General features: G+C 73.2%; 22 protein-coding genes and 2 tRNA genes. 8 read left to right on the top strand and 16 right to left on the bottom strand.

Features of this window, described 5'->3' with window-relative positions:
* Window positions 1-4: 4 nt before the first annotated feature.
* Both AC5RWQ_RS17525 and macS read right to left on the bottom strand, forming a co-directional pair.
* On the bottom strand, window positions 5-673 hold the full coding sequence (locus tag AC5RWQ_RS17525; RefSeq protein WP_494283768.1) for a response regulator: 669 nt from the start codon (window positions 671-673) through the stop codon (window positions 5-7).
* Window positions 670-1,821, bottom strand: coding sequence for a MacS family sensor histidine kinase (gene macS / locus AC5RWQ_RS17530; RefSeq protein ID WP_494283769.1), 1,152 nt, complete (start codon window positions 1,819-1,821; stop codon window positions 670-672). The genes AC5RWQ_RS17525 and macS overlap by 4 nt, the downstream gene beginning before the upstream one ends.
* Before the next feature lie 120 nt (window positions 1,822-1,941).
* Between macS and AC5RWQ_RS17535 the strand changes: the two genes are divergently transcribed.
* Complete coding sequence (locus AC5RWQ_RS17535) at window positions 1,942-2,376, top strand: ATP-binding protein (protein WP_494283770.1); 435 nt, start codon at window positions 1,942-1,944, stop codon at window positions 2,374-2,376.
* Between the two features lie 9 nt (window positions 2,377-2,385).
* Here AC5RWQ_RS17535 and AC5RWQ_RS17540 read toward each other — a convergent pair whose 3' ends face one another.
* Window positions 2,386-3,324 carry a ribose-phosphate diphosphokinase gene (locus tag AC5RWQ_RS17540; protein ID WP_494283771.1) on the bottom strand — a complete coding sequence of 313 codons (939 nt, stop codon included), beginning with the start codon at window positions 3,322-3,324 and terminating at the stop codon, window positions 2,386-2,388.
* 64 nt (window positions 3,325-3,388) lie between these two features.
* Between AC5RWQ_RS17540 and glpK the strand changes: the two genes are divergently transcribed.
* A complete protein-coding gene (glpK, locus tag AC5RWQ_RS17545) occupies window positions 3,389-4,873 on the top strand; it encodes a glycerol kinase GlpK (protein ID WP_494283772.1) in 1,485 nt (494 codons plus the stop codon).
* Here the strand turns inward: glpK and AC5RWQ_RS17550 are convergent, their stop codons facing one another.
* Window positions 4,874-5,707, bottom strand: coding sequence for a phosphoribosylaminoimidazolesuccinocarboxamide synthase (locus tag AC5RWQ_RS17550; protein WP_494283773.1), 834 nt, complete (start codon window positions 5,705-5,707; stop codon window positions 4,874-4,876). It abuts the gene before it with no gap.
* Window positions 5,708-5,832: 125 nt separating this feature from the next.
* Between AC5RWQ_RS17550 and AC5RWQ_RS17555 the strand changes: the two genes are divergently transcribed.
* Window positions 5,833-7,206: an ABC transporter substrate-binding protein gene (locus tag AC5RWQ_RS17555; RefSeq protein WP_494283774.1), complete on the top strand. Its 1,374-nt coding sequence runs from the start codon at window positions 5,833-5,835 to the stop codon at window positions 7,204-7,206.
* A gap of 63 nt (window positions 7,207-7,269) precedes the next feature.
* Here the strand turns inward: AC5RWQ_RS17555 and AC5RWQ_RS17560 are convergent, their stop codons facing one another.
* From AC5RWQ_RS17560 to AC5RWQ_RS17590, 7 genes are all read right to left on the bottom strand, one after another.
* Complete coding sequence (locus AC5RWQ_RS17560) at window positions 7,270-7,509, bottom strand: hypothetical protein (protein ID WP_494283775.1); 240 nt, start codon at window positions 7,507-7,509, stop codon at window positions 7,270-7,272.
* Between the two features lie 133 nt (window positions 7,510-7,642).
* Window positions 7,643-7,716, bottom strand: a tRNA-Met gene (locus AC5RWQ_RS17565).
* Window positions 7,717-7,930: 214 nt separating this feature from the next.
* A tRNA-Met gene (locus tag AC5RWQ_RS17570) sits at window positions 7,931-8,004 on the bottom strand.
* A gap of 59 nt (window positions 8,005-8,063) precedes the next feature.
* Entirely contained in the window at window positions 8,064-9,008 is a 945-nt protein-coding gene (locus AC5RWQ_RS17575; protein ID WP_494283776.1) for a hypothetical protein, read from the bottom strand.
* On the bottom strand, window positions 8,998-9,507 hold the full coding sequence (locus AC5RWQ_RS17580) for a SigE family RNA polymerase sigma factor (RefSeq protein ID WP_494283777.1): 510 nt from the start codon (window positions 9,505-9,507) through the stop codon (window positions 8,998-9,000). The genes AC5RWQ_RS17575 and AC5RWQ_RS17580 overlap by 11 nt, the downstream gene beginning before the upstream one ends.
* A gap of 148 nt (window positions 9,508-9,655) precedes the next feature.
* Complete coding sequence (locus tag AC5RWQ_RS17585) at window positions 9,656-12,637, bottom strand: UPF0182 family membrane protein (RefSeq protein WP_494283778.1); 2,982 nt, start codon at window positions 12,635-12,637, stop codon at window positions 9,656-9,658.
* A 125-nt stretch (window positions 12,638-12,762) separates the two neighbouring features.
* Window positions 12,763-13,776, bottom strand: a complete 1,014-nt coding sequence (locus tag AC5RWQ_RS17590; RefSeq protein WP_494283779.1) for a YlbL family protein — start codon at window positions 13,774-13,776, stop codon at window positions 12,763-12,765.
* A gap of 182 nt (window positions 13,777-13,958) precedes the next feature.
* On the opposite strand from AC5RWQ_RS17590, the gene AC5RWQ_RS17595 reads away from it, so the two are divergent.
* Entirely contained in the window at window positions 13,959-15,182 is a 1,224-nt protein-coding gene (locus AC5RWQ_RS17595) for a zinc-dependent metalloprotease (RefSeq protein ID WP_494283780.1), read from the top strand.
* 105 nt (window positions 15,183-15,287) lie between these two features.
* Here AC5RWQ_RS17595 and AC5RWQ_RS17600 read toward each other — a convergent pair whose 3' ends face one another.
* Together AC5RWQ_RS17600 and AC5RWQ_RS17605 are read right to left on the bottom strand one after the other, a co-directional pair.
* Window positions 15,288-15,890, bottom strand: a complete 603-nt coding sequence (locus tag AC5RWQ_RS17600; protein ID WP_494283781.1) for a hypothetical protein — start codon at window positions 15,888-15,890, stop codon at window positions 15,288-15,290.
* Between the two features lie 167 nt (window positions 15,891-16,057).
* The gene (locus AC5RWQ_RS17605) at window positions 16,058-16,588 is read right to left on the bottom strand and encodes a M48 metallopeptidase family protein (RefSeq protein ID WP_494283782.1); all 531 of its coding nucleotides are present in this window, start codon (window positions 16,586-16,588) and stop codon (window positions 16,058-16,060) included.
* A gap of 509 nt (window positions 16,589-17,097) precedes the next feature.
* Here AC5RWQ_RS17605 and AC5RWQ_RS17610 point away from each other — a divergent pair.
* The 3 genes from AC5RWQ_RS17610 to AC5RWQ_RS17620 all read left to right on the top strand — a co-directional run bounded on the left by AC5RWQ_RS17610 (window position 17,098) and on the right by AC5RWQ_RS17620 (window position 19,943).
* Window positions 17,098-17,268: a DUF5679 domain-containing protein gene (locus AC5RWQ_RS17610; protein ID WP_208869694.1), complete on the top strand. Its 171-nt coding sequence runs from the start codon at window positions 17,098-17,100 to the stop codon at window positions 17,266-17,268.
* A 206-nt stretch (window positions 17,269-17,474) separates the two neighbouring features.
* Entirely contained in the window at window positions 17,475-18,542 is a 1,068-nt protein-coding gene (locus tag AC5RWQ_RS17615) for a hypothetical protein (protein ID WP_494283783.1), read from the top strand.
* A 69-nt stretch (window positions 18,543-18,611) separates the two neighbouring features.
* Window positions 18,612-19,943, top strand: a complete 1,332-nt coding sequence (locus AC5RWQ_RS17620) for an ABC1 kinase family protein (RefSeq protein ID WP_334490209.1) — start codon at window positions 18,612-18,614, stop codon at window positions 19,941-19,943.
* Between the two features lie 304 nt (window positions 19,944-20,247).
* On the opposite strand, the gene AC5RWQ_RS17625 is transcribed toward AC5RWQ_RS17620, so the two are convergent.
* The 3 genes from AC5RWQ_RS17625 to AC5RWQ_RS17635 all read right to left on the bottom strand — a co-directional run bounded on the left by AC5RWQ_RS17625 (window position 20,248) and on the right by AC5RWQ_RS17635 (window position 23,291).
* The gene (locus tag AC5RWQ_RS17625) at window positions 20,248-20,613 is read right to left on the bottom strand and encodes a WhiB family transcriptional regulator (RefSeq protein WP_334490213.1); all 366 of its coding nucleotides are present in this window, start codon (window positions 20,611-20,613) and stop codon (window positions 20,248-20,250) included.
* A 132-nt stretch (window positions 20,614-20,745) separates the two neighbouring features.
* Window positions 20,746-21,000, bottom strand: a complete 255-nt coding sequence (locus AC5RWQ_RS17630; protein WP_494283784.1) for a hypothetical protein — start codon at window positions 20,998-21,000, stop codon at window positions 20,746-20,748.
* A 125-nt stretch (window positions 21,001-21,125) separates the two neighbouring features.
* On the bottom strand, window positions 21,126-23,291 hold the full coding sequence (locus AC5RWQ_RS17635; RefSeq protein WP_494283785.1) for an ATP-dependent DNA helicase UvrD2: 2,166 nt from the start codon (window positions 23,289-23,291) through the stop codon (window positions 21,126-21,128).
* A gap of 92 nt (window positions 23,292-23,383) precedes the next feature.
* Between AC5RWQ_RS17635 and AC5RWQ_RS17640 the strand changes: the two genes are divergently transcribed.
* Window positions 23,384-23,626: a mycoredoxin gene (locus AC5RWQ_RS17640; RefSeq protein ID WP_334490224.1), complete on the top strand. Its 243-nt coding sequence runs from the start codon at window positions 23,384-23,386 to the stop codon at window positions 23,624-23,626.
* Window positions 23,627-23,755: the final 129 nt, after the last annotated feature.

Consider the following 23,755-nt stretch of genomic DNA (forward strand, 5'->3'; position numbering starts at 1 on the left):
CCGCTCAGCCGTCCAGCCCACGCTCGATCGCGTAGCGGGTCAGCTCGACCCGGTTGTGCAGCTGGAGCTTGCCCAGAGTGTTCTGCACGTGGTTCTGCACGGTGCGGTGGGACAGCCCGAGCCGCTCGGCGATCTGCTTGTAGGACAGCCCCTTCGCCACCAGGCGAAGCACCTCGGTCTCCCGATCGGTGAGCCGGGGTGCCGCCTCGTTCCGGGCGGCGTCCGGTCCGGCGGCGGCCAGCCGCCGGTACTCGCCGAGCAGCAGCCCGGCCAGGCCGGGGGTGAAGACCGGTTCCCCGGCGGCGGTGCGCCGGACCGCGTCCAGGAACTCCGCCGGGGCGGCCGACTTCAGCAGGTAGCCGGTGGCGCCGGCCTTCACCGCGTCCAGGACGCTCTGCTGCTCGCCGCTGGCCGACAACATCAGTACCCGCACCTCGGGCAGCACGGCGCGCAGGCCGTGGATCACCTCCACCCCGGAGACGTCCGGCAGCTGGAGGTCGAGCACCACCACGTCGGGCCGGGCCGCGGCGGCCACCCGAACCGCCTGTCGCCCCTCGCCGCTGGTGGCGACCACGTGGTAGCCGGCCTCGGTGAGGTCCCGAGCCACCCCCTCGCGCCACATCGGGTGGTCGTCCACGACCATCACCCGGATCACCGCGTCCTCCTCGTTCATCCGTCGGCCTCCCGCCCACCGGCACGGGGCCGGGGCACGACCAGTTCGATCTCGGTGCCCTCGCCGGGGGCGGAGACGATCCGCGCCGCGCCGCCCAGCTCGGCCAGCCGACCCCGGATGGACTGGGATACGCCCAGCCGGCCCTGCCGGGCGGCCTCCGCCAGCCGACCCTCGGGGATGCCGGGCCCGTCGTCGCGGACCGACACGGTCACCGTCTCCCCCTCGTCCTCGACCAGCACCCAGGCCCGCCCGCCCGCGTGCCGGTCCACATTGTCCAGCGCCGCCGCGACGGCCGCGGCCAGCTCCCGGGCCGTCGCCGCGGGCAGCGGGACTCCGGTGGCCGGCGCGGCGACCTGCACGGCCGCCGACGCGTGCCGGCCGAGCAGGGTACGCAGGTCCAGCGTGCCGGCCGTGGCCGCGGGCCCGGTCGTCGGGTCCACGCCGGCGATCAGCGCGCGCAGCGCCGCCTCCTGCTCGCCGGCCAGCCGGGCCAGTTCGCCGGCCTCCCCGTCGAGGTGGGCGCCGCGCCGCTGCACCAGCGCCAGCACCTGGAGCACCGAGTCGTGGATGCCCCGCGCGAGCCGCTCCCGCTCCCGGGTCGCCGCCTCCAGCTCGACCGCGCGCTGCAACCGCTCCTCGGCGGTCACCGCCAGCCGCGCGACGTGTCCGACGATCACGCCGGCGAGCAGCAGCAGGATCAGCCCGGTCAGCGACGAGGTGCTGATCCGTCCCCGGCTGACCACGTCCGCCGCGCCGAGGAGCAGTGCGGCCACCGCGCCCCGGCGCCGGCCGCCGGAGACCGCCCAGGCCAGCACCGGTCCGCCCTCCCAGACCACGGCCAGGGTGGGCGTGCCGGTGGTGAGCGCCGCGCGGCCGACCACCCAGGGGGTGACGGCGAAGACCGCCAGCACGACACCGAGGTCGGCCAGGAGCAGCGGCCAGCCCCGGTGGGCCGGGCGGGCGTAACCGAACGCGGTCACCGCGGACCAGGCCAACATCGCCAGCAGGACGGCGACGGCCGCGAAGGGGTGGGCGTACCGGGGGAAGTCGCGGACCACCAGCAGACAGACGTACGCCAGCGAGGCGAATCGGAAGACGGCGACGGACCGCCAGAGCGGCACCTCGAACCCACCGGGCGACGACGGCATGGCCGCCACGATGCCACAGCCGCCCCGCCGGCCGGCCGGCTCGGCCGGTGCGTCCCCGAGAACCTGACGTACGGTGGAAATGGCGCGCACAACTCCGGGAACCGCCGTCGGGACAGGCCCATGACGAACGCAGAACGACCCGCACGGCGTACGGTGGTGCCCATCGAACCTTCCCTCATCATCGCCGAGGCCTTCGATCAGGCACAGGTGACCGAGCTACGCCACTCGGTCAGCTCCTGCGCGCACTCGGCGGGCCTGGGTGGCCAGCGGCTGGACGACTTCGTGCTCGCGGTCAACGAGCTGATCACCAACGCGGTGCGGCACGGCGGTGGGCAGGGCTGGCTACGGCTCTGGCGGCAGCGCGGCGAGCTGGTCTGCGAGGTCTCCGACCACGGCCACGGGATCAGCAGCCAGCGGTTGAGCGACCGCCGGCGACCGGCCCCGGACACCGCCGGCGGCTGGGGGCTCTGGCTGGCCCGCGAACTCAGCGACGCGATGGAGGTCGAGACCGGCTCCGCCGGCACCACGGTCCGGATCCGGGCCGTCTTCGGTTGACCCGGCCGGTCAGCCGAAGAGCGCGCTGACCGACTCGCCGTTGTGGATCCGGCGCATCGCCTCGGCCAGCGCGGGCGCCACCGAGAGCACCTCCAGCTTCGGCACCCGCTTCTCGGCCGGGATCGGCACCGTGTTGGTGCAGACGATCTCCAGCACCCCCGCCTCGGCGCTGAGCCGCCGCAGCGCGTCGCTGGAGAAGAGCCCGTGCGTGCAGGCCAGCCGGATGGACCGGACGTCCCGCTCGCGCAGGTGGGCCATCAGCTCGACCACCGTGCTGCCCTTCGCGATCTCGTCGTCGAGGACGATCACATCCCGACCGGCGACGTCGCCGATGACCGTGCTGATCTTCACCCGGTCGTCGCTGAACCGCTGCTTCGCCCCGGCCGCGACGGGGGTGCCGAGCATCCGGGCGAACGCGGCGGCCTCCTTGGCGTTGCCCAGGTCCGGCGAGACCACCACCGTGTTGGCGAGGTCGTAACCCTTGAAGTGGGCGGCCAGCTCGCGCAGCGCGTGCAGGTGATCCACCGGAACGCTGAAGAAGCCGTGCACCTGCGGCGAGTGCAGCGTCATGGCCAGCACCCGCTGGGCTCCGGCCGAGGTGAGCAGGTCGGCGACGAGCCGGCCGCCGATGGAGATCCGTGGCGCGTCCTTCTTGTCCGACCGGGCGTACGCGTAGTGCGGCAGCACCACGGTGATCCGGCCGGCCGACGCGCCCCGGGCGGCGTCGATCATGAGCAGCAGCTCGACCAGGTTCTCCTGCACCGGCGGCACGAGCGGCTGGATCAGGAAGACGTCCCGTTCCCGGCAGTTCGCCTGGAGCTGCACCTCGAGGCAGTCGTTGGCGAACCGTGAGACCCGGACCGGGTGGAGCGGGACGCCCAGGTGGGCGCAGATCTCGGCGGCGAGTTCGGGATGGGCGGTACCACTGAACACGGCGATGTCACGCACGGTCTGAGATCGTACGGACCCGCAGCGGTTCTCGGGCCGCGCCCCGGCCGGGTACGGTGCCGCAATGACCGGAGAGTACGTCGCCGCCATCGATCAGGGCACCACCTCGTCCCGGTGCCTCGTCTTCGACCGCGCCGGGGAGATCGTCTCCGTGGCGCAACGCGAGCACCGGCAGATCTTCCCCCAGCCCGGTTGGGTGGAGCACGACGCCGAGGAGATCTGGGACAACGTCGAGCAGGTGGTCCGGGACGCGCTGGCCGACGCCGGCATCGGGCCGCAGTCGCTGGCCGCGGTCGGCATCACCAACCAGCGCGAGACCACCGTGGTCTGGGACCGGGCCACCGGCCGGCCGGTGGCCCACGCGATCGTCTGGCAGGACACCCGCACCGGGCCGCTGCTGCGCGAGCTGGACGCGCGGTACGGCGAGGAGAAGCTGCGCCACCGCACCGGGCTGACCCTGGCCACCTACTTCGCCGGGCCGAAGCTGCGCTGGCTGCTCGACCACGTCGAGGGGCTGCGCGAGCGCGCCGAGCGGGGCGAGGTGCTCTTCGGCACGATGGACAGCTGGCTGATCTGGAAGCTCACCGGCCGGCACGTCACCGACGTGACCAACGCCAGCCGGACGATGCTGATGGACCTGGAGACCCTCGACTGGGATCCGGAGCTGCTGGACGCGCTGGGTGTGCCGGCGGCGATGCTGCCGGAGATCTGCTCGTCGGCGGAGGTCTACGGCACCGCCGAGGGGGTGCTCGCCGGGGTGCCGGTGGCCAGCGCCCTCGGCGACCAGCAGGCCGCCCTGTTCGGGCAGACCTGCTTCCGGCCTGGCGAGGCGAAGTGCACCTACGGCACCGGCAGCTTCCTGCTGCTCAACACCGGCGAAAGCCCGGTCACCTCCCGGCACGGCCTGCTGACCACGGTCGCCTACCGGATCGATGGGCACCCGGCCGTGTACGCGCTGGAGGGGGCGATCGCGGTCACCGGCTCGCTGGTGCAGTGGCTGCGGGACAACCTGGGGCTGATCGCCAGCGCGGCGGAGGTGGAGGAGCTGGCCGGCACGGTCGAGGACAACGGCGGCTGCTACGTCGTACCGGCGTTCTCCGGGCTCTTCGCCCCGCACTGGCGCAGCGACGCACGGGGGGTGATCGCCGGGCTGACCGGCTACATCACCAAGGGACACCTGGCCCGGGCGGTGCTGGAGGCTTCCGCCTGGCAGACCCGCGAGGTGGTCGACGCGATGAACGCCGACTCGGACGTGGCGCTGCGCCGACTGCGGGTGGACGGCGGGATGACCGCCAACGAGCTGCTGATGCAGTTCCTCGCCGACGTCCTGGACGTGCCGGTGGTCCGCTCCCGGATCACCGAGACCACCTGCCTCGGCGCGGCGTACGCGGCCGGCCTGGCGGTCGGCTTCTGGCCGGACCTGGACACCCTGCGGGAGCAGTGGCGCTCCGACGCGCAGTGGGAGTCGCGGATGGACCCCGCACACCGGGAGCGGGAGCTGCGGCAGTGGCGCAAGGCCGTGCAGCGGACCCTGGACTGGGTGGAGTGATCACTCCCAGCGGTTGCCGGTGAGCCGCTCGTAGACCTCGACGTAACGGGCCCGGGTCGCCTCGACCACCTCGGCCGGCACCTCGGGCGCCGGGGCCTGCTTGTCCCAGCCGCTGCCGGTCGCCCAGTCCCGGACGTACTGCTTGTCGTAGGAGAACTGGGCGCGACCCGGCTGGTACGACTCGGCCGGCCAGTACCGGGACGAGTCGGAGGTGAGCACCTCGTCGCCGAGGACCAGGCTGCCGTCCGGCGCCCAGCCCAGCTCGATCTTGGTGTCGGCGACCAGGATGCCCCGGTCGGCGGCGAGTTCGGCGCCGCGCCGGTAGACGTCGAGGGTGATCTGCCGCAGCCGCTCGGCGGTCTCGGCGCCGACCTTGTCCACCACCTCGGCGTAGGTGATCGGCTCGTCGTGCTCGCCCACCGGCGCCTTGCTGGACGGGGTGAAGATCGGCTCGGGGAGGATGGCGGCCTCGACCAGGCCGCGCGGCAGCGGCACGCCGGAGACCGCGCCGGTGCGCTGGTACTCGGCGAGCCCCCCACCGGTCAGGTAGCCCCGGGCGACGCACTCGATCGGCACCATGTCGAGCCGGCGGCACCGGATGGCCCGCCCGGCGAACCCGGCCGGCACGTCGGTGGCCGAGATGACGTGGTTGGGCACCAGGTCGGCGAGCTGATCGAACCACCACAGCGACAGGGCGGTGAGCAGCCGGCCCTTGTCCGGGACGGGCGTCGGCAGCACCACGTCGTAGACGGAGATGCGGTCCGAGGCGACGAGGATGAGGTCGTCCCCGTCGGCGTACACGTCCCGGACCTTGCCCGAGTGCAGAAGTTCCACGCGGCCTAGTACACCACGCGGCGTGGGGACGCCCGGCGCGACCACCGGGCGTCCCGCCGTCGGACGGCGCCGCGGTCCGGGGCGCCCTGGTCCGGCGGGCGTTGACACCCGGGCGGAACTCCTGCGTGAATGGTTCGGCCGTCGCCCACCGTGTCACCTGGAGCACCATTTTGCCCGTCGCCCGCATTCCGCTGCCCCGGCCCGCCGACCCGGGCCGGCGACGGCTGCTCGGCGCGCTGCTCGGGGCGCCGGTGCTCGCCGCTGGTGGGCTCACCGGATGCAGCGAGGAGCAGGTGGCGCCGGCGCTGGAGGGGCCGATCGAGCTCTCCGTCTTCTGGTGGGGCGGCACCCGACGGGCGCAGGCCACCGAGCGGGCCCTGCGGCTCTACTCCGCGCGCAATCCCCGGGTCAGCTTCCGGGTCACCTGGCAGGCGCAGGCCGGCTACTACGACCGGCTGGCCACCCAGGCGGCCGGCGGCAACGTGCCGGACCTGTTCCAGATCGACGACACCGTGCTCGCCGAGTACGCCCAGCGGGGCATCGCGCTCGACCTCAGCGGCTACGTCGCCGACCGTCGGCTCGACGTGACCGGCCTGCCGCCGGGGCTGGCCGACTACGGCAAGCTGGACGGCCGCACCTACGGCATCGCCGCGGCGCAGACCCACGCCGCCGTGGTCTACAACAAGGACCTGCTGCGCCGGCTCGACGTGCCCGAGCCGACCACCGGGATGTCCTGGAACGACTACCTCGACTGGGCCGCCCGGGTGACCCGGGCCAGCGGCGGCCGGGTCGCCGGCACCATGGACCCCTCCGGCGACCAGCGGGCCCTCTGGCTCTGGCTGCGCGGCAAGGGCGGCAAGTTCTACCAGGGGCGGCAGCTCGGCTTCGGCTCCGGCGCGCTGCTCGACTGGTTCGAGACCTGGCAGCGGGCCCGGACCGAACGGGCCACCCCGGCGGCGGCGCTGGTCGACCGCGCCGACGGCAGCGACCCGGCCCGCCAGCTGGTGGTCACCGGGCACACCGCCGCCTCGTTCGCCTGGTCGCACCAGCTTCCCGACCTGCAGCGGTACGCCGACGACGAGCTGGCCCTCGTGGCCCTCCCCGGCCCGCCCGCGGCGCAGTGGGACCGGGCCGCGATGTACTGGGCCGGTTTCCACGGCAGCCGCCACCCGGGCGTGGTGGCCGACGTGATCAACTTCCTGACCACGAACACCGAGGCGGGACGGACCCTCGGCACCGAGCGGGGCCTACCCGCCAGCCTCCCGGTACGACGGGCCGTCACCCAGACCCTCGACGACCCGATCCTCCGCCGCGTCGCCGCCCTCGGCGAGGCGCTCGCCGACCAGGTCGGCCCCGCGCCCGCGCCACCCCCGAAGGGGCACGCCCAGGTGCGTACCCTGCTCGCCGCGTCGGCCCGCAACATCCGCTCCGGCCGCGCCGGGGCGCGGGCCACCACGTCGCTGTTCATGGCCCAGGCCCAGGCGGCGCTGGCCCGCTGAGGCCACCGGGGCGACCCGGGACCGTGCAGTGCCGCCCGACGGTGCCGGGCGGCACGACGCGGGTCAGCGTGGCGGCCTGTTGCGACGGTTACGCTGCAGCACCACCACCAGGACGATGGCACCCACCACCACGAGGCAGCAGAGCAGGCCGACGCCCCCACCACCGCGGCGCCGCCGGGCGGCCTCCACCACCAGTTCGCCCGAACCCGTGGACGCCCACGCCGCCACCGGTACGAACACCGAGAGCACGACCGCACCGAGGACCGCGCTCAGCCGGCCCCACCATCTGTTCCAAGAAGACATGGCCCCATCCTCGCCGAGCGGGGCAACCCCGGCACGGTGGATGCGACACCATCGCCGGATGGGAGGGCGGGGCGGGACCGACGCCGGACACGACGAAGGCCCCGGAGCGAACTCCGGGGCCTTCGTCGAGAAGTAGCGGGGACAGGATTTGAACCTGCGACCTCTGGGTTATGAGCCCAGCGAGCTACCGAGCTGCTCCACCCCGCGTCGACTTCATAAGACTAGCGCATCCCAGCAGCGGAGATCAGCCGGGTCACCCGATTCGCCGAAAGACCAGGTCAACGCCCTGCCATACGCCACCAGGGCCGGCCCCGGCCCGCTGGCGCCGGCACCGGACGGGCGCCCGGCACCGGGCGGCGGGCTCACCGCGCACACAGAAAAACGGCCCCGAGGATCAGATCCTCGGGGCCGTTCTCGTTCGTAGCGGGGACAGGATTTGAACCTGCGACCTCTGGGTTATGAGCCCAGCGAGCTACCGAGCTGCTCCACCCCGCGTCGGCCCGCTAACCGTAGCGCACCGACCGCCGGGGCCGCAAAACGGGGCTGCGGCCCCGTCACTCCCACCAGTCGCGGACCGCGTCCACCGCCCGGCGGCTGTCCGCGTCGACCTGGCTCCGCGGGCTGGACGTCCCCTCCCAGCCCTGCTCCCAGAGCACGGTCACCACGTCCCCGATCCGGACCGCCCGGACCAGCCGGACCTCGTCCTCGCCGTTCGGCTGGCCGTTGACGTCGAGGAAGGGCCGGCGCAGCTCGAACAGCACCGACTCGTCGCCGTAGCCGGCGCTGTCCAGCAGCCGCTGCCGGGACGTCACGCCCGGCGCCCCGGACACCTCCTGCTCGGGGCAGTCGCGTACCGCCTTCCGGAGCGCGGCCAGCGCGTCCACCGCCCGCCCGGGACGGTAGATGGTGATGCTGTGCCGGTAACTGCCGTCCGGGACGTACCCCTTCGGGGTGTCGGCCAGCTTGAACGCCAGCGTCCGGGCACGCCGCTGGACGACCCCGGACCCGCCCGGCTCCGCACCGCAGAGCGCCGGCAGCACCGGTCCGGAGCGGAACGCCGGCGTCATGCCGGTGCTGTTCGCCACCGCCAGGTCGAAGAAGGCACGGTCGGGGATCGAGGTGGGCGTCCGGGCGCTCGACGACGCCCCCGGCGTCGAGGTCGAGGTGCCGGGCGCGGTCCGGGAGGTCGACCCGGTCGGCCGCGGCGACCCCGTCGAGGCGGCCGGCGACGGAGCGGTCGCCGGCTGCGCCGCCGACACCGAGGGCGGCGCCGGGGTGTCGGCGGGCGGCCCCACGGGCGTGGTCGCCCCGGCGGTGAGAACGAAATGACTGCCCAGGGCCGTGCCGGCGACCAGCACCGCCGCGGCGAGCGCACCCACCGCGACCCGGGTACGGGCCTGGCGGTCCGCGTGCCGACGGACCTGGTCGGGCGGGATCAGACCGCGCGGGTCCGTGTCGTCGGCCAGCGACCGGTAGAAGCGGTCCAGTTCACGCGACATCGTTCACCTCCAGCTCCTTGGCGGAGACACCCGGCAGCAGCTCGGCGAGGCGCGACCGGCCCCGGGACAGCCAGGACTTCACGGTTCCGGTGGGTACCCCGGTCTCCCGGGCGATCTCCTCCACCGGCATGTCGAACAGGTAGTGCAGGGCCAGCGCCTGCCGCTGGTTGGTCGGCAGCTGCCGCAGCGCGGAGACCAGCAGGACGGTGTCCTCCCCCGGCGGCCGGACGTCCTCCGGCGGCCCGTGCCGGCTCACCGCCGTCCGCCAGCCGCGCAGCCGCCGGAACCGGTCCGCCGCCAGCCGGCTCACCACCAGCCGCAGCCACGCCTCCGGTGCGGGATGTTCGGCCAGCTTCCCCCACTGTCGCCACGCCCGGGCGTACGCCTCCTGCACGAGATCCTGGGCCTCGCCGTGGTCGCCCGCCACCGCGTGGCCGTACCGGAGCGTCCGTGCCGAGGTGCTCCGGTAGAACTCGTCGAAGCTGCGTTCGTCCCTCATGCCCACATCAGGCCTCCCCCGCTTCCTTAGCGCCTGCACTGGAGACGGTGGACGGAGCTCCCGGGTTGCGGGCGTACGGTCGGAAAAGCGACGGAGCCCGCGACCCGGACGGGTCGCGGGCTTCCCCGGAGAGCGGCTCGGTGGGCGGTCAGCCGCCGGGCGAAGGGCTGCCGCCGGGTGCCGCACCCGACGAACCGGCCTGCTGGGCCTGCTGGAACGCGGTCATCGCCTCGTCCAGGGCCTTCAGCGCGCGGCCGTACCGCTCGAAGTCGCCGGACGTCTGCGCGGCCTTGACCTCGCCGATCGCCGACTGCACCCGCTCGGCGGCGGCGGACAGCTCACCGCCGGGCGGCGGCGGGGTGGCCGTCGCGGACGGAGTAGCCGTCGGCGTCGCCCCGCCCTGCGGCGGCGGTGGGTTCGCGCCGCCCGGCGGAGGCGGCGGGGTGGTCCCCTGGCCCGCCCTCTTGCCCTGCTCGACGAGCTGCTTGATGCCGTCGGTCAGGTTGTTGGCCAGCACCACGTAGGAGCCGCCGTCGCCGTACGAGAGGAGCACCCGCTGAAGGAGCGGGTACGCGTCCTGGTTGTTGCTCTTCACGTAGACGGGCTCGACGTAGAGCATCCCGTTGCCGAACGGCAGCGAGAGCAGGTTGCCGTACTGCAACTGGGCCTGACCGCCCACCGAGAGCACGTTGAGGCGCTCCCGGATGTCGCCGTTGTTGGTCATCTGCTGGTGCACCTGGACCGGCCCGGAGACCCGGGTCTGGTCGGGCAGCTCCAGCACCTCCAGCTTTGGTTGACCGTCGACGTACGACCCGGAGATCAGCGCGGCCAGGTTCTGCCGCCCGTTCGGGGTGACCGCCGCGGTGAGCTGGAAGCGCGCTGTGTCCTGCCCGGGGAACTGGGTGAACAGGTAGTACGGCGGCTGCTTCTGCCCGCTGTCCGGCGCGTCCGGCACGTTCGGGACCTGCCAGAAGTCCTGACCGGAGTAGAAGTCACCGGGGTCGGTCACGTGGAACTTGGTGAGCAGGTTGCGCTGCACCTTGAACATGTCGGCCGGGTAGCGGAAGTGCTCGGCCAGGTCGGCCGGGATGGCGCTCTTCGGCAGCACCAGGTCGCCGCCGAACGCCTTGTTCCACGCCTTGAGCACCGGGTCGTTGTCGTCGAACTCGTAGAGCCGGACGGTGCCGTCGTACGCGTCGACGGTCGCCTTCACCGAGTTGCGCATGTAGTTGACGTTCTCCCGGGCCAGCTGGAAGGTGCCCCGGTTGGTCAGCTCGTCGGTGGTCTCCTGCTGGAGGTTGATCCGCTCGGCGTACGGGTAGGTCGCGGCCGTGGTGTAGCCGTCGACGATCCACTGGATCCGCCCGCCCACCACCGCCGGGTACGGGTCGCCGTCGAGGGTGAGGAACGGCGCGACCTTCTCCACCCGGTCCCGGGGGTTGCGCACGTACAGCAGCTTGGAGTTGTCGTTGACCGCCCCGGAGAGCAGGAAGTTCGACTCCTGCTCCTTGATCGAGTAGAGCAGCCTGCGGGCGAACGAGCCGATCTCGACGCCGCCCTCACCGGTGTACGTGTAGTACTGCTCGCCACCGGTGGTCGGGGTGGGCCGGTCGAACTCGGCGTTCTTGTCCTTGGCGGTCTGGCCGACGATCGCGTAGTCGTCGGCCTCCATCCGCTCGCCGTAGTAGATCCGCGGCTGGCTGGCGGGGATCTGCTCGGCCTGGGAGGAGCACGCCTCCTGCGCCTTCTCGCCGAGGAAGCCGGAGACGAAGTACGGCTGACCGCCGCAGACCACCTGGTTGGCCGGGGCGCCCACGAGGCCGTACCCGTGGGTGTAGACCGTGTGCCGGTTGATCCAGTTGTTGTTGGGCAGCTCGCCGTAGTTGATCTCACGGACACCGACCACGTAGTCGGAGGTCTTGTTCGCCACCGCGTACCGGTCGATGTCCAGCTTCGGGCCGAAGTCGTAGAAACCACGGACCTGCTGGAGCTGGGTGTACGTCTCGGAGACCAGCTGCGGGTCGAGCAGCCGGACGTTCGGCACCACCGAGGTGTCGGTGGCCAGGCTCGCCGGCGGGGTGAGGTTGCTGGCCGCGTACCCGGTGGTCTTCGTGCCGCCCAGGCTGAACGCGGCCCGGGTCGCCTCGATGCTCCGGTTGATGTACGGCGCCTCCTTGTCCCGCGCGCTCGGCTTGACCTCGAAGGTCTGCACCGCCCACGGGTAGATGCCGCCGATGGCGACGGCGGAGACGCCGAGCAGGGCCAGCGCGATGCCCGGCCAGACCAGGTTCCGCATCACCGCGTTGGAGAACACGATGATCGCGATGGCCACCACGATCGAGATGTAGGCCAGGATCTCCTTGGCCGGCAGCAGCGCGTTGACGTCGGCGTAGCCGGCGCCGTACAGCTTCGCGCCCTCGTTGTACTCCAGCAGCATCGCCCGCCGGTCCAGCACGTACGCGATGGCCTTGAGCAGGACGAAGACCGCGACGAGCGTGCTCAGGTGGGCCCGCGCGGCGTTGGTCATCCGATCGCCGACGCCCTGGAGCCGCACGCCGCCGAAGACGTAGTGCACCGCCAGGGCGCCGAGCAGGGCGAGCACCACCGCGGTGAAGCCGACCCCGAGCAGGTAGCGCCAGAAGGGCAACTGGAAGACGTAGAAGCCGACGTCGACGCCGAACTCGGGGTCCTTCACGCCGAAGTCGCCGCCGTTGCGGAAGAGCAGCCACTGGTTCCACCGGCTCTGCGCGGAGAGCCCGGCGAAGAGGCCGAGGACCGCGGCGGTCAGGCCGATCCAGGTGCCGATCCGGGGGCCGATCAGCATCCGGTACCGCTCGAGGGTGGCCTGTTCCAGCGAGTGCGGCCGCAACGCCGGCCGCAGCCGGTACGCCAGCCACAGGTTCAGCCCGACGAATGCGGCCATGCCGAGACCGACGGCGAGGAAGAGCATCAGCCGGGTGAGCAGCACCCCGGTGAAGACCTGGGTGTAACGGACCTCGGAGAACCAGAGCCAGTCCGTCCACGCCTGTACACCCCAGCCGAGCAGGGTGAAGAGCACGAACACCCCGACCAGGACCCCGATGGTGACGCGTCCGCGCCGACTCATCCTCGGCAGGGGGCTGCTACGCATGACCACTGTTGGCTCCGCACGCTCGATGTGATCGGCTCCGGACAGGCACTCAGAGTACGGGGTATTCCTGAACGTGTCGGATCAAGGTCATGCCGCCTGCGCGGAGCCGGCCGGAAGGGCCCCGGTCAGCAGCGGGTCGGCTGTCCCCCGGCGCGCAACATCTCCAGCGCGGTCAGCGCCTCGTCCAGCGAGCCGACCTTCAGCAGCGGCAGGTCGGGCTGCGGGTTGCGGACCGCCTCGGCGCAGTTGTCCGCCGGTACCAGGAAGACCTTGGCGCCGGCCTGCTTCGCTCCGACGAGCTTCTGGGCGATGCCACCGATCGGGCCGACCCGGCCCTCGTCGTCGATGGTGCCGGTGCCGGCGACGACCTTCCCGCCGGTGAGGTCGGCCGGTTCGAGCTTGTCGACGATGCCGAGGGCGAACATCAGCCCGGCGCTCGGGCCGCCGATGTTGTTCAGGTCGATCCGGAGGGTGAACGGGTGCGGCTGCCGCTGCTCGGGCACCAGCCCGATCCGCGGCCGGCCGTCCTGCTCGCGGCTGGTGACCGTGGCGGTGCCGGGCACGCCGTCGCGGGTGTAGCCGATCTTCAGGGCGGTGCCGGCCGGCTTGCCCCGGACCAGCTCGACCAGCTTGGTCGCGGTGGTCACCTTCGTCCCGTCGACGTCCGTGATCACGTCACCCGCCTTGAGCAACCCGTTGGCCGGGCCGTCGGTGGCCACCTCCTTCGCCACCACCTGCACCGGGTACCCCAGTTCCACGAGCGCGGCGGTCTCTGCGCTGGTCTGGGAGTTCTCGAAGTCCTCGGCGTTGCGCTTCTCCACCTCCTCCTGGCTCTCCCCGGGCGGGTAGACCAGCTCGCGCGGCACCACCGCCTCGTCCTTCGAGAACCAGCCGGCCAGTGCCGCCCGCAGCTTGACCGTGGGCTGCACGCCGACCGTGGTCATCCGCAGCTGGCCGGCGGAGGTGGACGTCGACCGGCCGGTGACCTGGATGACCTCCTTGCCGTCCGAGGTGCCCAGGGTGTTGACCGTCGGCCCGGGGCCGAGCACCACGTACGGGATGGGCGCGCCGAGCACGCCGATGCTCAGCAGGGTGGTGAGCAGAGCACCGAGGAGGACGGTCACGCCGCGACGTCTCATGCGGCAGAGCGTACCGATCGGGGCCCGGCGCACCGGCGGGCCGACGCCGACTTCGCCCTCAGCGCAACGCCGACGGCGGCGACCTGGGGTGCGGCGCGCGTACCGTAGACCTCGTGCCTGATATTCCGTTCGGTTTCGCGCTTCCGGGTGGGCAACCACCAGACCCCAACGATCCCGCGCAGATGCAGCAGTTCATGTCGCAGTTGCAGCACCTGCTCTCCGCGCCGGGCAGCGGGCCGGTGAACTGGGACCTGGCCCGGCAGGTGGCCGCCAGTCAGCTCGCCGCCACCGGCGACCCGATGGCGTCGCCCTACGAGCGGCACGCCGTCGAGGAGGCGCTGCGCCTGGCCGACCTCTGGCTGGAGCCGGCGTCGGCCTGGCCCACCGGCATTCGCACCTCGGTGGCCTGGAACCGCAACGAGTGGATCTACAAGACGCTGGACGTCTGGCGCAAGCTCTGCGACCCGGTGGCCAGCCGCATGGTCAACGCGATGGGTGACCTGGTGCCGCCGGAGGCGCGCGCCCAGCTCGGCCCGATGCAGTCGATGGTCGCCACCCTGGGCGGGGCGCTCTTCGGCGGCCAGCTCGGCCAGGCGCTCGGTCAGCTCGCCGCGGAGGTGCTCTCCGCCGGCGACATCGGCCTGCCGCTGGGGCCGGCCGGCACGGCCGCGCTCATCCCGGCCAACATCCGGGTGTACGGCGAGGGCCTGGAGCTGCCCGAGGACGAGGTCCGTCTCTACGTGGCCCTGCGCGAGGCGGCCCACCAGCGGCTCTTCGAGCACGTCCCGTGGCTGCGCGGGCACGTGCTGACCGCGGTGGAGAACTACGCCTCGGGCATCCGGGTCAACCGGGAGGCGATCGAGGAGGCGATGGGCCGGGTCGACCCGACCGACCCGGAGTCGATGCAGGCGATCGCCCTGGAGGGCATCTTCACGCCGGAGGACACCCCGGCGCAGAAGGCCTCACTGGCCCGACTGGAGACGGTGCTGGCGCTGGTCGAGGGCTGGGTCTGCCACGTGGTCGACAACGCCGCCGCCGACCGGCTGCCCAACGTGGTACGCCTCGGCGAGGCGTTCCGGCGTCGCCGGGCGGCCGGCGGCCCCGCCGAGCAGACCTTCGCCGCCCTGGTCGGCCTGGAGCTGCGGCCCCGCCGGCTGCGCGAGGCGTCCGCACTCTGGGCGGCACTCACCGAGCACCGGGGCATCGCCGGCAGGGACGCGATCTGGGGTCACCCGGACCTGCTCCCCTCGGACGAGGACTTCGCCGACCCGGTGGCGTTCGCCACCGCTCGCGCCGACCTCGACGACGAGCTGGCCACCTTCGACTTCACCGCCCCTGGCGGCCCGGAGGAGCAGGCGCCGGGCGGCGATGCCCAGCCCGACCCGGACGGCCCCGACAAGTCCTGACGTACCCCACCCCGGCCGGGCCCGCGCATCACCCGCGGCCCGGCCGGCGGTCTGCCCGAAGTGCGGGATCGCGCCGGGTCGGGGGCAGGTCGGGGTCGGCGGCGGTCAGTGGGGGCGGGCGGAGAGCAGGGCGCGGGTGGCCTCCCAGCCCTCGACGGCCGGGTCGAGGGCGGCCAGGTCGGCCGGCCCGCGCAGCCGCCGCCAGGGAGCCGTCACCGCGACGTCGCCCGGTTCCGGGGCCGCGCGGCGGACGTCTGCGGGCAGCCCCGCGTCCAGGTCGACCGGCGGCAGCCAGGCGGGCACCGGGAGCCGGACGGCCACCCCCAGCAGCCCGGGGCCGGCGCCCTCGACCGGCGCGACCGCGACGGGCCGGGTGGTGAGCGGCCGGAGCAGCTTGCCGAGGGTGAGCCCGGGCAGGTCCGGGGCGTCGGCGGCGACGACCGCCGCCTGGTCGTGATCGGTCACGGCGGCCAGCACGGCGTTGACGGTCGGCTCGGCCACCTCGTGGACGGCGGTTCCCGGCCAGACCACCGCGTCGGCGAGCCAGCGGTCGGCCGGGGTCACCGCCACCGCCGTCTCCACCTCGCTGAGCGTGGCGAGCAGGTCGACCACGTCCTCGGCCAACGCCGTGCGCCAGCGCACCGGGTCGATGCCCGGCGGCGACCAGGCCACCGGGCCGAGCAACGCCACCACCACACGTCGAGCCACGCCCCCGACCCTAGTGCGCCGCCCCGCCCACCGGTGCGGCCCGCCCCGCGCGACGCACCGCCCGGCGGGGGCGCGGCGGCGCCGCGGACGTACGGGGACCGGACAAGCCGAGGACCGGGTCAGCCGAGGACCGGGTCAGCCGGGGACCGGGACGGCGGAGGGCCGGGTCAGCCGGGGACCGGGACGGCGGAGGCGGCGGCGACGCCCTCCAGGTAGCCGCGGGCCCGCTCGGTCTTCGGGTAGCGGCCGACCAGCGCCCAGAACCGGGCGTTGTGGCTGGGCACGATGAGGTGGGCCAGCTCGTGCAGCAGGACGTAGTCGAGCACCCAGTCGGGCATGTCCTGGAGGCGGTGCGAGATCCGGATGGTGCGGTCGGCCGGGGTGCAGGAACCCCAGCGGCCGTTCTGGTTGGTTACCCACCGGACGCTGCTCGGCAGGGCCTCGCGGCCGTGCTCGGCGAGATACAGGCCGATCAGACGCAGGGCGCGGTCGAGCAGCTCGGTGTCGGAGCGGGCCAGCCGCCCCTCACGGGCGGCGAGCCGGGCCAGCATACGGTCGACCCACTCGCTCTCCTCGGCGCGGGAGAACTGGTCCGGGATGAGCACCACGACCCGTTCGCCGTCGCGGTAGGCGGACACCGTGCGTCGCCGGCGCTGACTGCGCCGTACCTCGACGACCGGCTTCCGCTGCGCTGCCATCAGTGGGCCGCGCAGCCGTGCTTTCCTGCCACGAGGGAAAGCTAATGCGTACTGACCAGGGGTCCGCAAGAGTCAACACCCCGACGCGCGCCCGGAAAGTGATGGTTGGTCGCCGGGCGTCCGAAAAAAACTGCGGGTGACCATGCGGGCCAGGCCCGATCACCCTTCGTGGCGATCGCGAGCATCCGTGCCGCTTACCAGACCACCGTAGGTGATCTCCCGCTCGAACGCCGCTCGACCCCCGCTCGGGGTCGTCTGAACGGCTTCATGCGGCGTGTCCCCGGCAAACTCACTTATCCCGCCTATTTCGGGATGCACACTCTCGACGTCGACTTCCTCACAGTGTCGATGCACAGCTGACATGGAACTGCCCAGAGCTGGGTAGGGTCCGCCAACCAGCGGTCACGTGGGTGGCCGCGGAGAAGGCCCAGCGCCGGCGCCCCGCGTGGCCCGCCGCCGGGAGACCCGCCAGGCTGACGTGCCCGGCGGACGAGACGAGGAGGGCTATCGTGGCCGACCAGGCCCAGACGACCTACAACGGTTACTGCGTGAAGTGCAAGGAGAAGCGGGACTTCGAGGGGCACATCGAGGTCTCGAAGACCGGAATGAACATGGCGAAGGGCAAGTGCCCGGTATGCGGCACAACAGTGAACCGCATCCTGGGCAAGGCGAAGGTCTGACCCGTTCGGACTTCGGGGGAGGGGTGGCCAGACAGGCCACCCCTCCCCCGTTCGCATCCGGGGCGAACCGCCCTGTCGGCTGCGCGACACCGCCTTCGACGGGCTGTGGATAACCCGCGTTTTCCTGTGGACAACGCTGGACAGCCGACCGCGCACCTGTGGACAACGATCGACGGAGAGCAGGGACTCGGTCACGATTCGTCGTCATGAGCCGTACGCCGTCGCTTCCCGCCGCGCCGCCCCGCCCGACCCTGCTGCCCGGGCTGGCCCGGCTCTGGCGGGACCGGCACACCCTCCAACTCGGCCTGGAACCGGGCCGCGCCGTCCTGCTGGAGGTGGCCGACCCGCGCGCCGCCCGACTGCTCGACCTGCTCGACGGCAGCCGCAGCGAACGAGGCGTGCTGGCCCAGGCGGCGCGCGCCGAGATCGGCCCGGAGGCCGCCCGCAGCCTGCTCGACACGCTCCGCGCGGCCGGGCTGGTCGTACCCGCGCACACGCTGCTCCCCCGCGACCTGGCCGGCCCGGCGCGGGCCCGGCTCGCCGCGGAGGCCGGGGCGCTCGCCCTGACGGCGCCCGCGCTGCCCGGCACTCCGGCCCAGGTGCTGCGCCGGCGGCGGGCCGCCCGGGTGACGGTGACCGGCGCCGGCCTGCTCGGCGCACCCGTCGCCGTCGCGCTGGCCCAGGCCGGGGTGGGACAGGTGGCCCCCGAGCTGACCGGCCCGGTCCGCGCTGCCGACCTGGTCGGCACCGGCCTCGCGGCGGCCGACGTCGGGCGGCCGCTGGCGACCGCCGTCCGGGCCGCGATCGACCGCGTCGCCCCCGGTACGCGGACCCGCCCGCCCGGACGGGGCCGGGTGGAGCTGGTGGTCCACCTCGGCACGGACCGGCCGGCCGCCCTGCTCGCCGCCGGTCACGCCCAGCGTCGCCAACCGCACCTGCTGCTCGGCCTGCGCGAGGGCGTACCGGTGATCGGGCCGCTGGTCCGGCCGCCGGTCGGGCCCTGCCTGCACTGCCTGGACCTGCACCGGGTCGACCGGGACCCGGCCTGGCCGGCGCTCGCCGCCCAGCTCGCGGCGGATCCGGCCGACCAGGCGTGCGCCACGGCCACCCTGCTGGCCGCCGTCGGCTACGCGGTCGCGGAGGCGCTGGCCCACCTCGACGGCGCCACCCCGGAGACGCTCGGCTGCGCGGTGGAGGTCGGCTCGGCCGGCCGGTTCCGCCGACGGGTCTGGCCCCCGCACTCCTCCTGCGGTTGCTCCGGCGGGCGGCGCTGAGGGGGGAAGCCTGGGTCGAGCCCGGCCTGAGAGCAGCAGCGGCACCCTTGCGTCGGTAACAATGGCCGGGTGACCGACATCCCGCGCCGGGCCGTGTCCCGGACCGCCAAGCTCGCCGCTCTGCCGCTCGGCTTCGCCGGGCGGACCGTCCTCGGCATGGGTAAGCGCGTCACCGGGCTCGCCTCCGACGTGATCTCCGCCGAGATCCAGCAACGCACCGCCGAGCAGCTGTTCAGCGTGCTCGGGCAGCTCAAGGGCGGTGCGATGAAGTTCGGGCAGGCGCTGTCGGTCTTCGAGGCGGCGCTGCCCGACGAGATCGCCGCGCCGTACCGGCAGGCGTTGACCAAGCTCCAGGAGGCCGCGCCGCCGCTGCCCGTCGCGTCCGTGCACAAGGTGCTGGCCGAGCAGCTCGGGCCGGACTGGCGGGACCGGTTCGTGGAGTTCAACGACACCCCGGCCGCGGCGGCGAGCATCGGCCAGGTGCACCGGGCGGTCTGGCGCGACCCGGAGACCGGCGAGAGCCGGACGGCGGCCGTCAAGATCCAGTACCCGGGCGCGGGCGAGGCCCTGCTCTCCGATCTCAAGCAGCTCTCCCGGCTCGGCGGGATGTTCCGCGCGATCCAGCCCGGCCTGGACGTCAAGCCGCTCCTGGTGGAGCTGCGGGAGCGGATCACCGAGGAGCTGGACTACGAACTCGAGGCCGAGTCGCAGCGCGCCTTCGCCGCCGCGTACGCCGACGACCCGGAGATCTTCATCCCGGCGGTGCTCTCCGCCTCGCCCCGGGTGCTGGTCACCGAGTGGATCGAGGGGACGCCGCTGGCCGACATCATCCGGGAGGGCACCGAGGAGCAGCGGGACGCGGCCGGGCGGCTGATGGCCACCCTGCACCTGTCCGCGCCACCCCGGGCCGGGCTGCTGCACGCCGACCCGCACCCGGGCAACTTCCGGCTGCTGCCGGACGGCCGGCTCGGCGTGATCGACTTCGGCGCGGTGGCCCGGATGCCCGAGGGCACCCCCGAGCCGATCGGTCGAATCGCCGGGCTGGCGCTGCGTGGCGACGCGGACGAGGTGGTGGCCGGCCTGCGGGAGGAGGGCTTCGTCAGCCCCACCGAGCCGATCGACGCCCAGGCGGTGCTCGACTTCCTCCGTCCGATGCTGGAACCGATCGCCGCCGAGGAATTCCGCTTCACCCGGGCCTGGCTGCGCTCCGAGGCGGCCCGGCTGGCCAGCCCGAAGTCGCCGACCTACCAGCTCAGCCGTCAGCTCAACCTGCCCCCGTCGTACCTGATGATCCACCGGGTGACGCTGGGGTCGATCGGGGTGCTCTGCCAGTTGGAGGCGAAGGCGCCGTACCGGGGGATCCTGGAACGCTGGCTGCCCGGCTTCGCGCCGGTGGCCTGACCGGCCCGAACAACGCCGCGGGGGCGGTGACCGGATTTCGGTCACCGCCCCCGCGTATCGGTAGGGATCTAGAGAACGCCCAGGTCGCGGGCCGACTGGCCGCGGGACTTCATCGCGACGGTAAGGGCGGAACGGTGCGCCTCAGTGCTCGTGGTGGTACGACCGGCCTGAGGCCGGCGCATTCGAGCCCGGGACAACGCTTCGTGGAGTAGTTGCATCTCAGTTCCGTTCGGAAGAACCAACATCGGTTTCAGCTTTCTCGCGGCCGGTGGACACCGGCGGGGACGGTTGGATCGGGAAGTTGTCAGGCTGCCAGTCGGACCGCGCAGCGCGAGCTGGCCACACCACTGGCCACCAGTCGCGCCTCGGCCTCGACCCGAAGCTCGGCGTCACGGGCGAGGTCCTCCTTGCGCGGACGGCCACGGGGCCGCTTGCGCGGGACGACCGCGCCACGCTCGAAGATCTCGCCGCCCCAGACGCCCCAGGGCTCGGCCCGCTCCACCGCACCGGCGAGGCACTCGACGCGCAGCGGGCAGTCCCCGCAGAGCGACTTGGCCAACTCCAGCTCGGCGGGCTGGTCGGAGAACCACAGGTCGGGGTCGAACTTCCGGCAGGGCAGGTTCGCCTCCACCTCGACGCTCACGTCGAGTGGGGCCAACGCCAGACTCATCGCCCGGTCACCTCTCTCTCACTTCGATCTTGTGGATCGCATTTCCGACGTACTAGGGCGGGACAAAAAACTGAGGCCGCGGATCCCGGTGTACGGGTTCCGCGGCCTCGAGGTGAGCCGGTGGTCTGGTAATCAGACCGGTCTCCCTCGAGGTGGAACGCCGCGGACATCCAGCCGCTTCTTGGCGCCGCCGATGCCCATGCCCGTGAAGCCACTGGTGGCCTCGACTCCGGTCGGCGCGACGGACAGGTTCAGCTCGGCCTGAACCTGGACCTGGTGCACCTGCGGAACCGACGGTCGCGTGGCAGCAAGGACCACCCGAACAGCCGACAGCGGAGCGCAGGCAGCTGGCATCGCCGCCGGACGCTCATAGGTGAAGATCTCCACGGGTGCCACCTCCCTCACGTTCCTCGTGCCGACTCGGACTTAACCCCTGTGAGCAGCCGAAATGGCGCCGCTCCCTCAGGTGTGTCCTGAGGCTATTCCTCGCCTGGGGGCGAGGGCAAACGAATTTACGACGAGATTTCGAAAGTTTTCTCCGGGCAGATCTCGTCCACCGCCGCGCCGCTCACCAGGGCCAGCACCGCGTCCCCGTAGAGGCCGAGCTTGCGGGGGCCGATCCCGGCGATCGCGATCAGCTCCTCGACCCGGCCCGGGCGCCGTTCCGCCAGCGCGGTGAGGGTGGCGTCGGTGAAGACCACGTACGCCGGCACCTTCTGCGCGCCGGCCACCCGGGCCCGCCAGTCGCGCAGCCGCTCGTACAGGGCCTCGTCGATGTCGGACGGGCAGGTCGGGCACCGGCCGAGCTTGCGGTCCGGGCCGGCGAGCAGGGTCGCGCCGCAGATCCGACAGGAGACCACCTGGGTGGCCGGCCGCCGGGGGGCGGTGCGTTTCGCCGCGCTCGCGCCGGCCCGCTCGCCACCGCCCGAGCGGTCCAGCTGAGGCAGGAAACGGGACGGCCGCCGGGCCCGACCGCCCGGCGAGCGGGCCGAGGCGTACGACAGCCAGAGCCACTCCCGGGCCCGGGTCACCCCGACGTACAGCAGCCGGCGCTCCTCCTCCACCTGCTCCGGGGTGCGGGCGTACGAGGTGGGCAGCGTGCCCTCGGAGAGCCCGACCAGGAAGACCGCGTCCCACTCCAGGCCCTTGGCCGAGTGCAGCGACGCCAGCGTCACCCCGTCGACCGTGGGCACGTGCTGCTGGGTGGCGCGGCGGGCCAGCTCCTCGTTGAAGTCCGACAGGGTGACCGGGCGCTCCACCGACGCCGCCTCGCCGATCGGGAGGACCTCCGGCGTGGCCGCGTACTCCTCGGCGAGCTGGACCAGCGCGGCGAGTGCCTCCCAGCGCTCCCGGGCGGCGCCCCCGGGCGGGGCGGCGTCCGGCGCCCAGCCGACGGCCGTGAGCGCCTCCCGCACGGCGGTCGGCAGCGGGGTCTCCCCCGGGATCGACCGGGTGGCGGCGCGTAGCGCGACCATCGCCTGGCGCACCTCGGCCCGCTCGAAGAAGCGCTCCGCGCCCTGCACCACGTACGGCACGCCGGCCTCGGTGAGCGCCTTCTCGTACGCCTCGGACTGCGCGTTGATCCGGAACAGCACGGCGATCTCCTTCGCCGGGGTGCCCCCGTCGACCAGCGTCCGGCAGCGGGCCGCGACGGCGTTCGCCTCGGCCGGCTCGTCGGTGAAGATCCGCAGCTCCGGCTCGGGGCCGGGCGGGCGCTGCCCGTGCAGCTCCAACCGGAGCCGGGCTTCGGCGCCCCGGGCCTGGCTGATCACCGCGTTGGCCAGCCCGACCACCTGCGGGGTGGAGCGGTAGTCGCGGACCAGCCGGACCACCGTCGCGCCCCGGTACCGGCGCGGGAAGTCGACCAGGTACGACGAGGTGGCCCCGGTGAACGAGTAGATGGTCTGGCTGGCGTCGCCGACCACGGTGAGGTCGTCCCGGCCACCGAGCCACGCCTCCAGCAGCCGCTGCTGCAACGGGTTGACGTCCTGGTACTCGTCGACGACGAAGTGCCGGTACTGGCCGCGGACCTGCTCGGCGACGTCCCGGTGCTCCTCGATGCCCCAGACGGCGGCGCGCAGCATGTCCTCGAAGTCGATCACTCCGCTGGACCGCTTGAGCCGCTCGTACGCGGCGAAGACCTCGGCCACCTTGGCCGGGTCGTGCGGCGTCTCGCGCAGCGCCTTGGCCGCGGCGACCACGTACTCCCCCGGCTCGACCAGCGACGACTTGGCCCACTCGATCTCGCCGGCCAGGTCACGGGCGGCGGCCCGGTCGGCCCGCAGGCCCACCTTGGCGGCGGCCAGGGTGACCACCCGGACCTTGCTGTCCAGCAGCTCGGGCATGGCGCGCCCCTCCAGCAACCGGGGCGCGAAGTAGCGCACCTGGCGCAGCGCGGCGGCGTGGAACGTGCGTGCCTGCACGCCCTGCGCCCCCAGCACGGTGAGACGGCTGCGCATCTCGGCGGCGGCCCGGGCGGTGAAGGTGACCGCCAGCACGTGCCGGGCGGAGATCTCGCCGGTCAGGGCGCGGTGGGCGATCCGGGAGGTCACCGCGCGGGTCTTGCCGGTGCCGGCGCCGGCCAGGATGCAGACCGGGCCGGCCGGGGCGGTCACCGCTGACCGCTGCTCCGGATCCAGCCCGGCGAGCACGAGTTCCGCCGCTGAGTGAACCACCACAGCGAGGAATCATCTCAGCTCCGGCTGATGTTGCACCGGTTAGCCTGGCCTGAACCGGGACCCGGCGCAGCGACCCCTTGGAGGATCCGACCATGTTGACGATGTATTCCACCCCGTGGTGCGGCTACTGCCACCGGCTGAAGTCGCAGCTGGACCGCGAGGGCATCGGGTACGAGGTGGTCGACATCGAGCAGGACCCGAAGGCCGCGGAGTTCGTGATGAGCGTCAACGGCGGCAACCAGACCGTCCCGACGCTGCGCTTCGACGACGGCAGCGCCCTCACCAACCCGTCGATCACCCAGGTCAAGCAGCACCTGGCCAGCATCCCCCGCTGACCCACCCGCCCCGCACCACCCGAAGAGCGGCCGCCCCTCACCCGGGCCGGCCGCTCTTCGCGTCCCGGCCCCCGCTGCGTCGATCGGGAAGTCATCGCCCGCGGGACCGGCGTGTCGCGGCGACAACCT

This window comes from Micromonospora sp. BS32 (assembly GCF_059089345.1).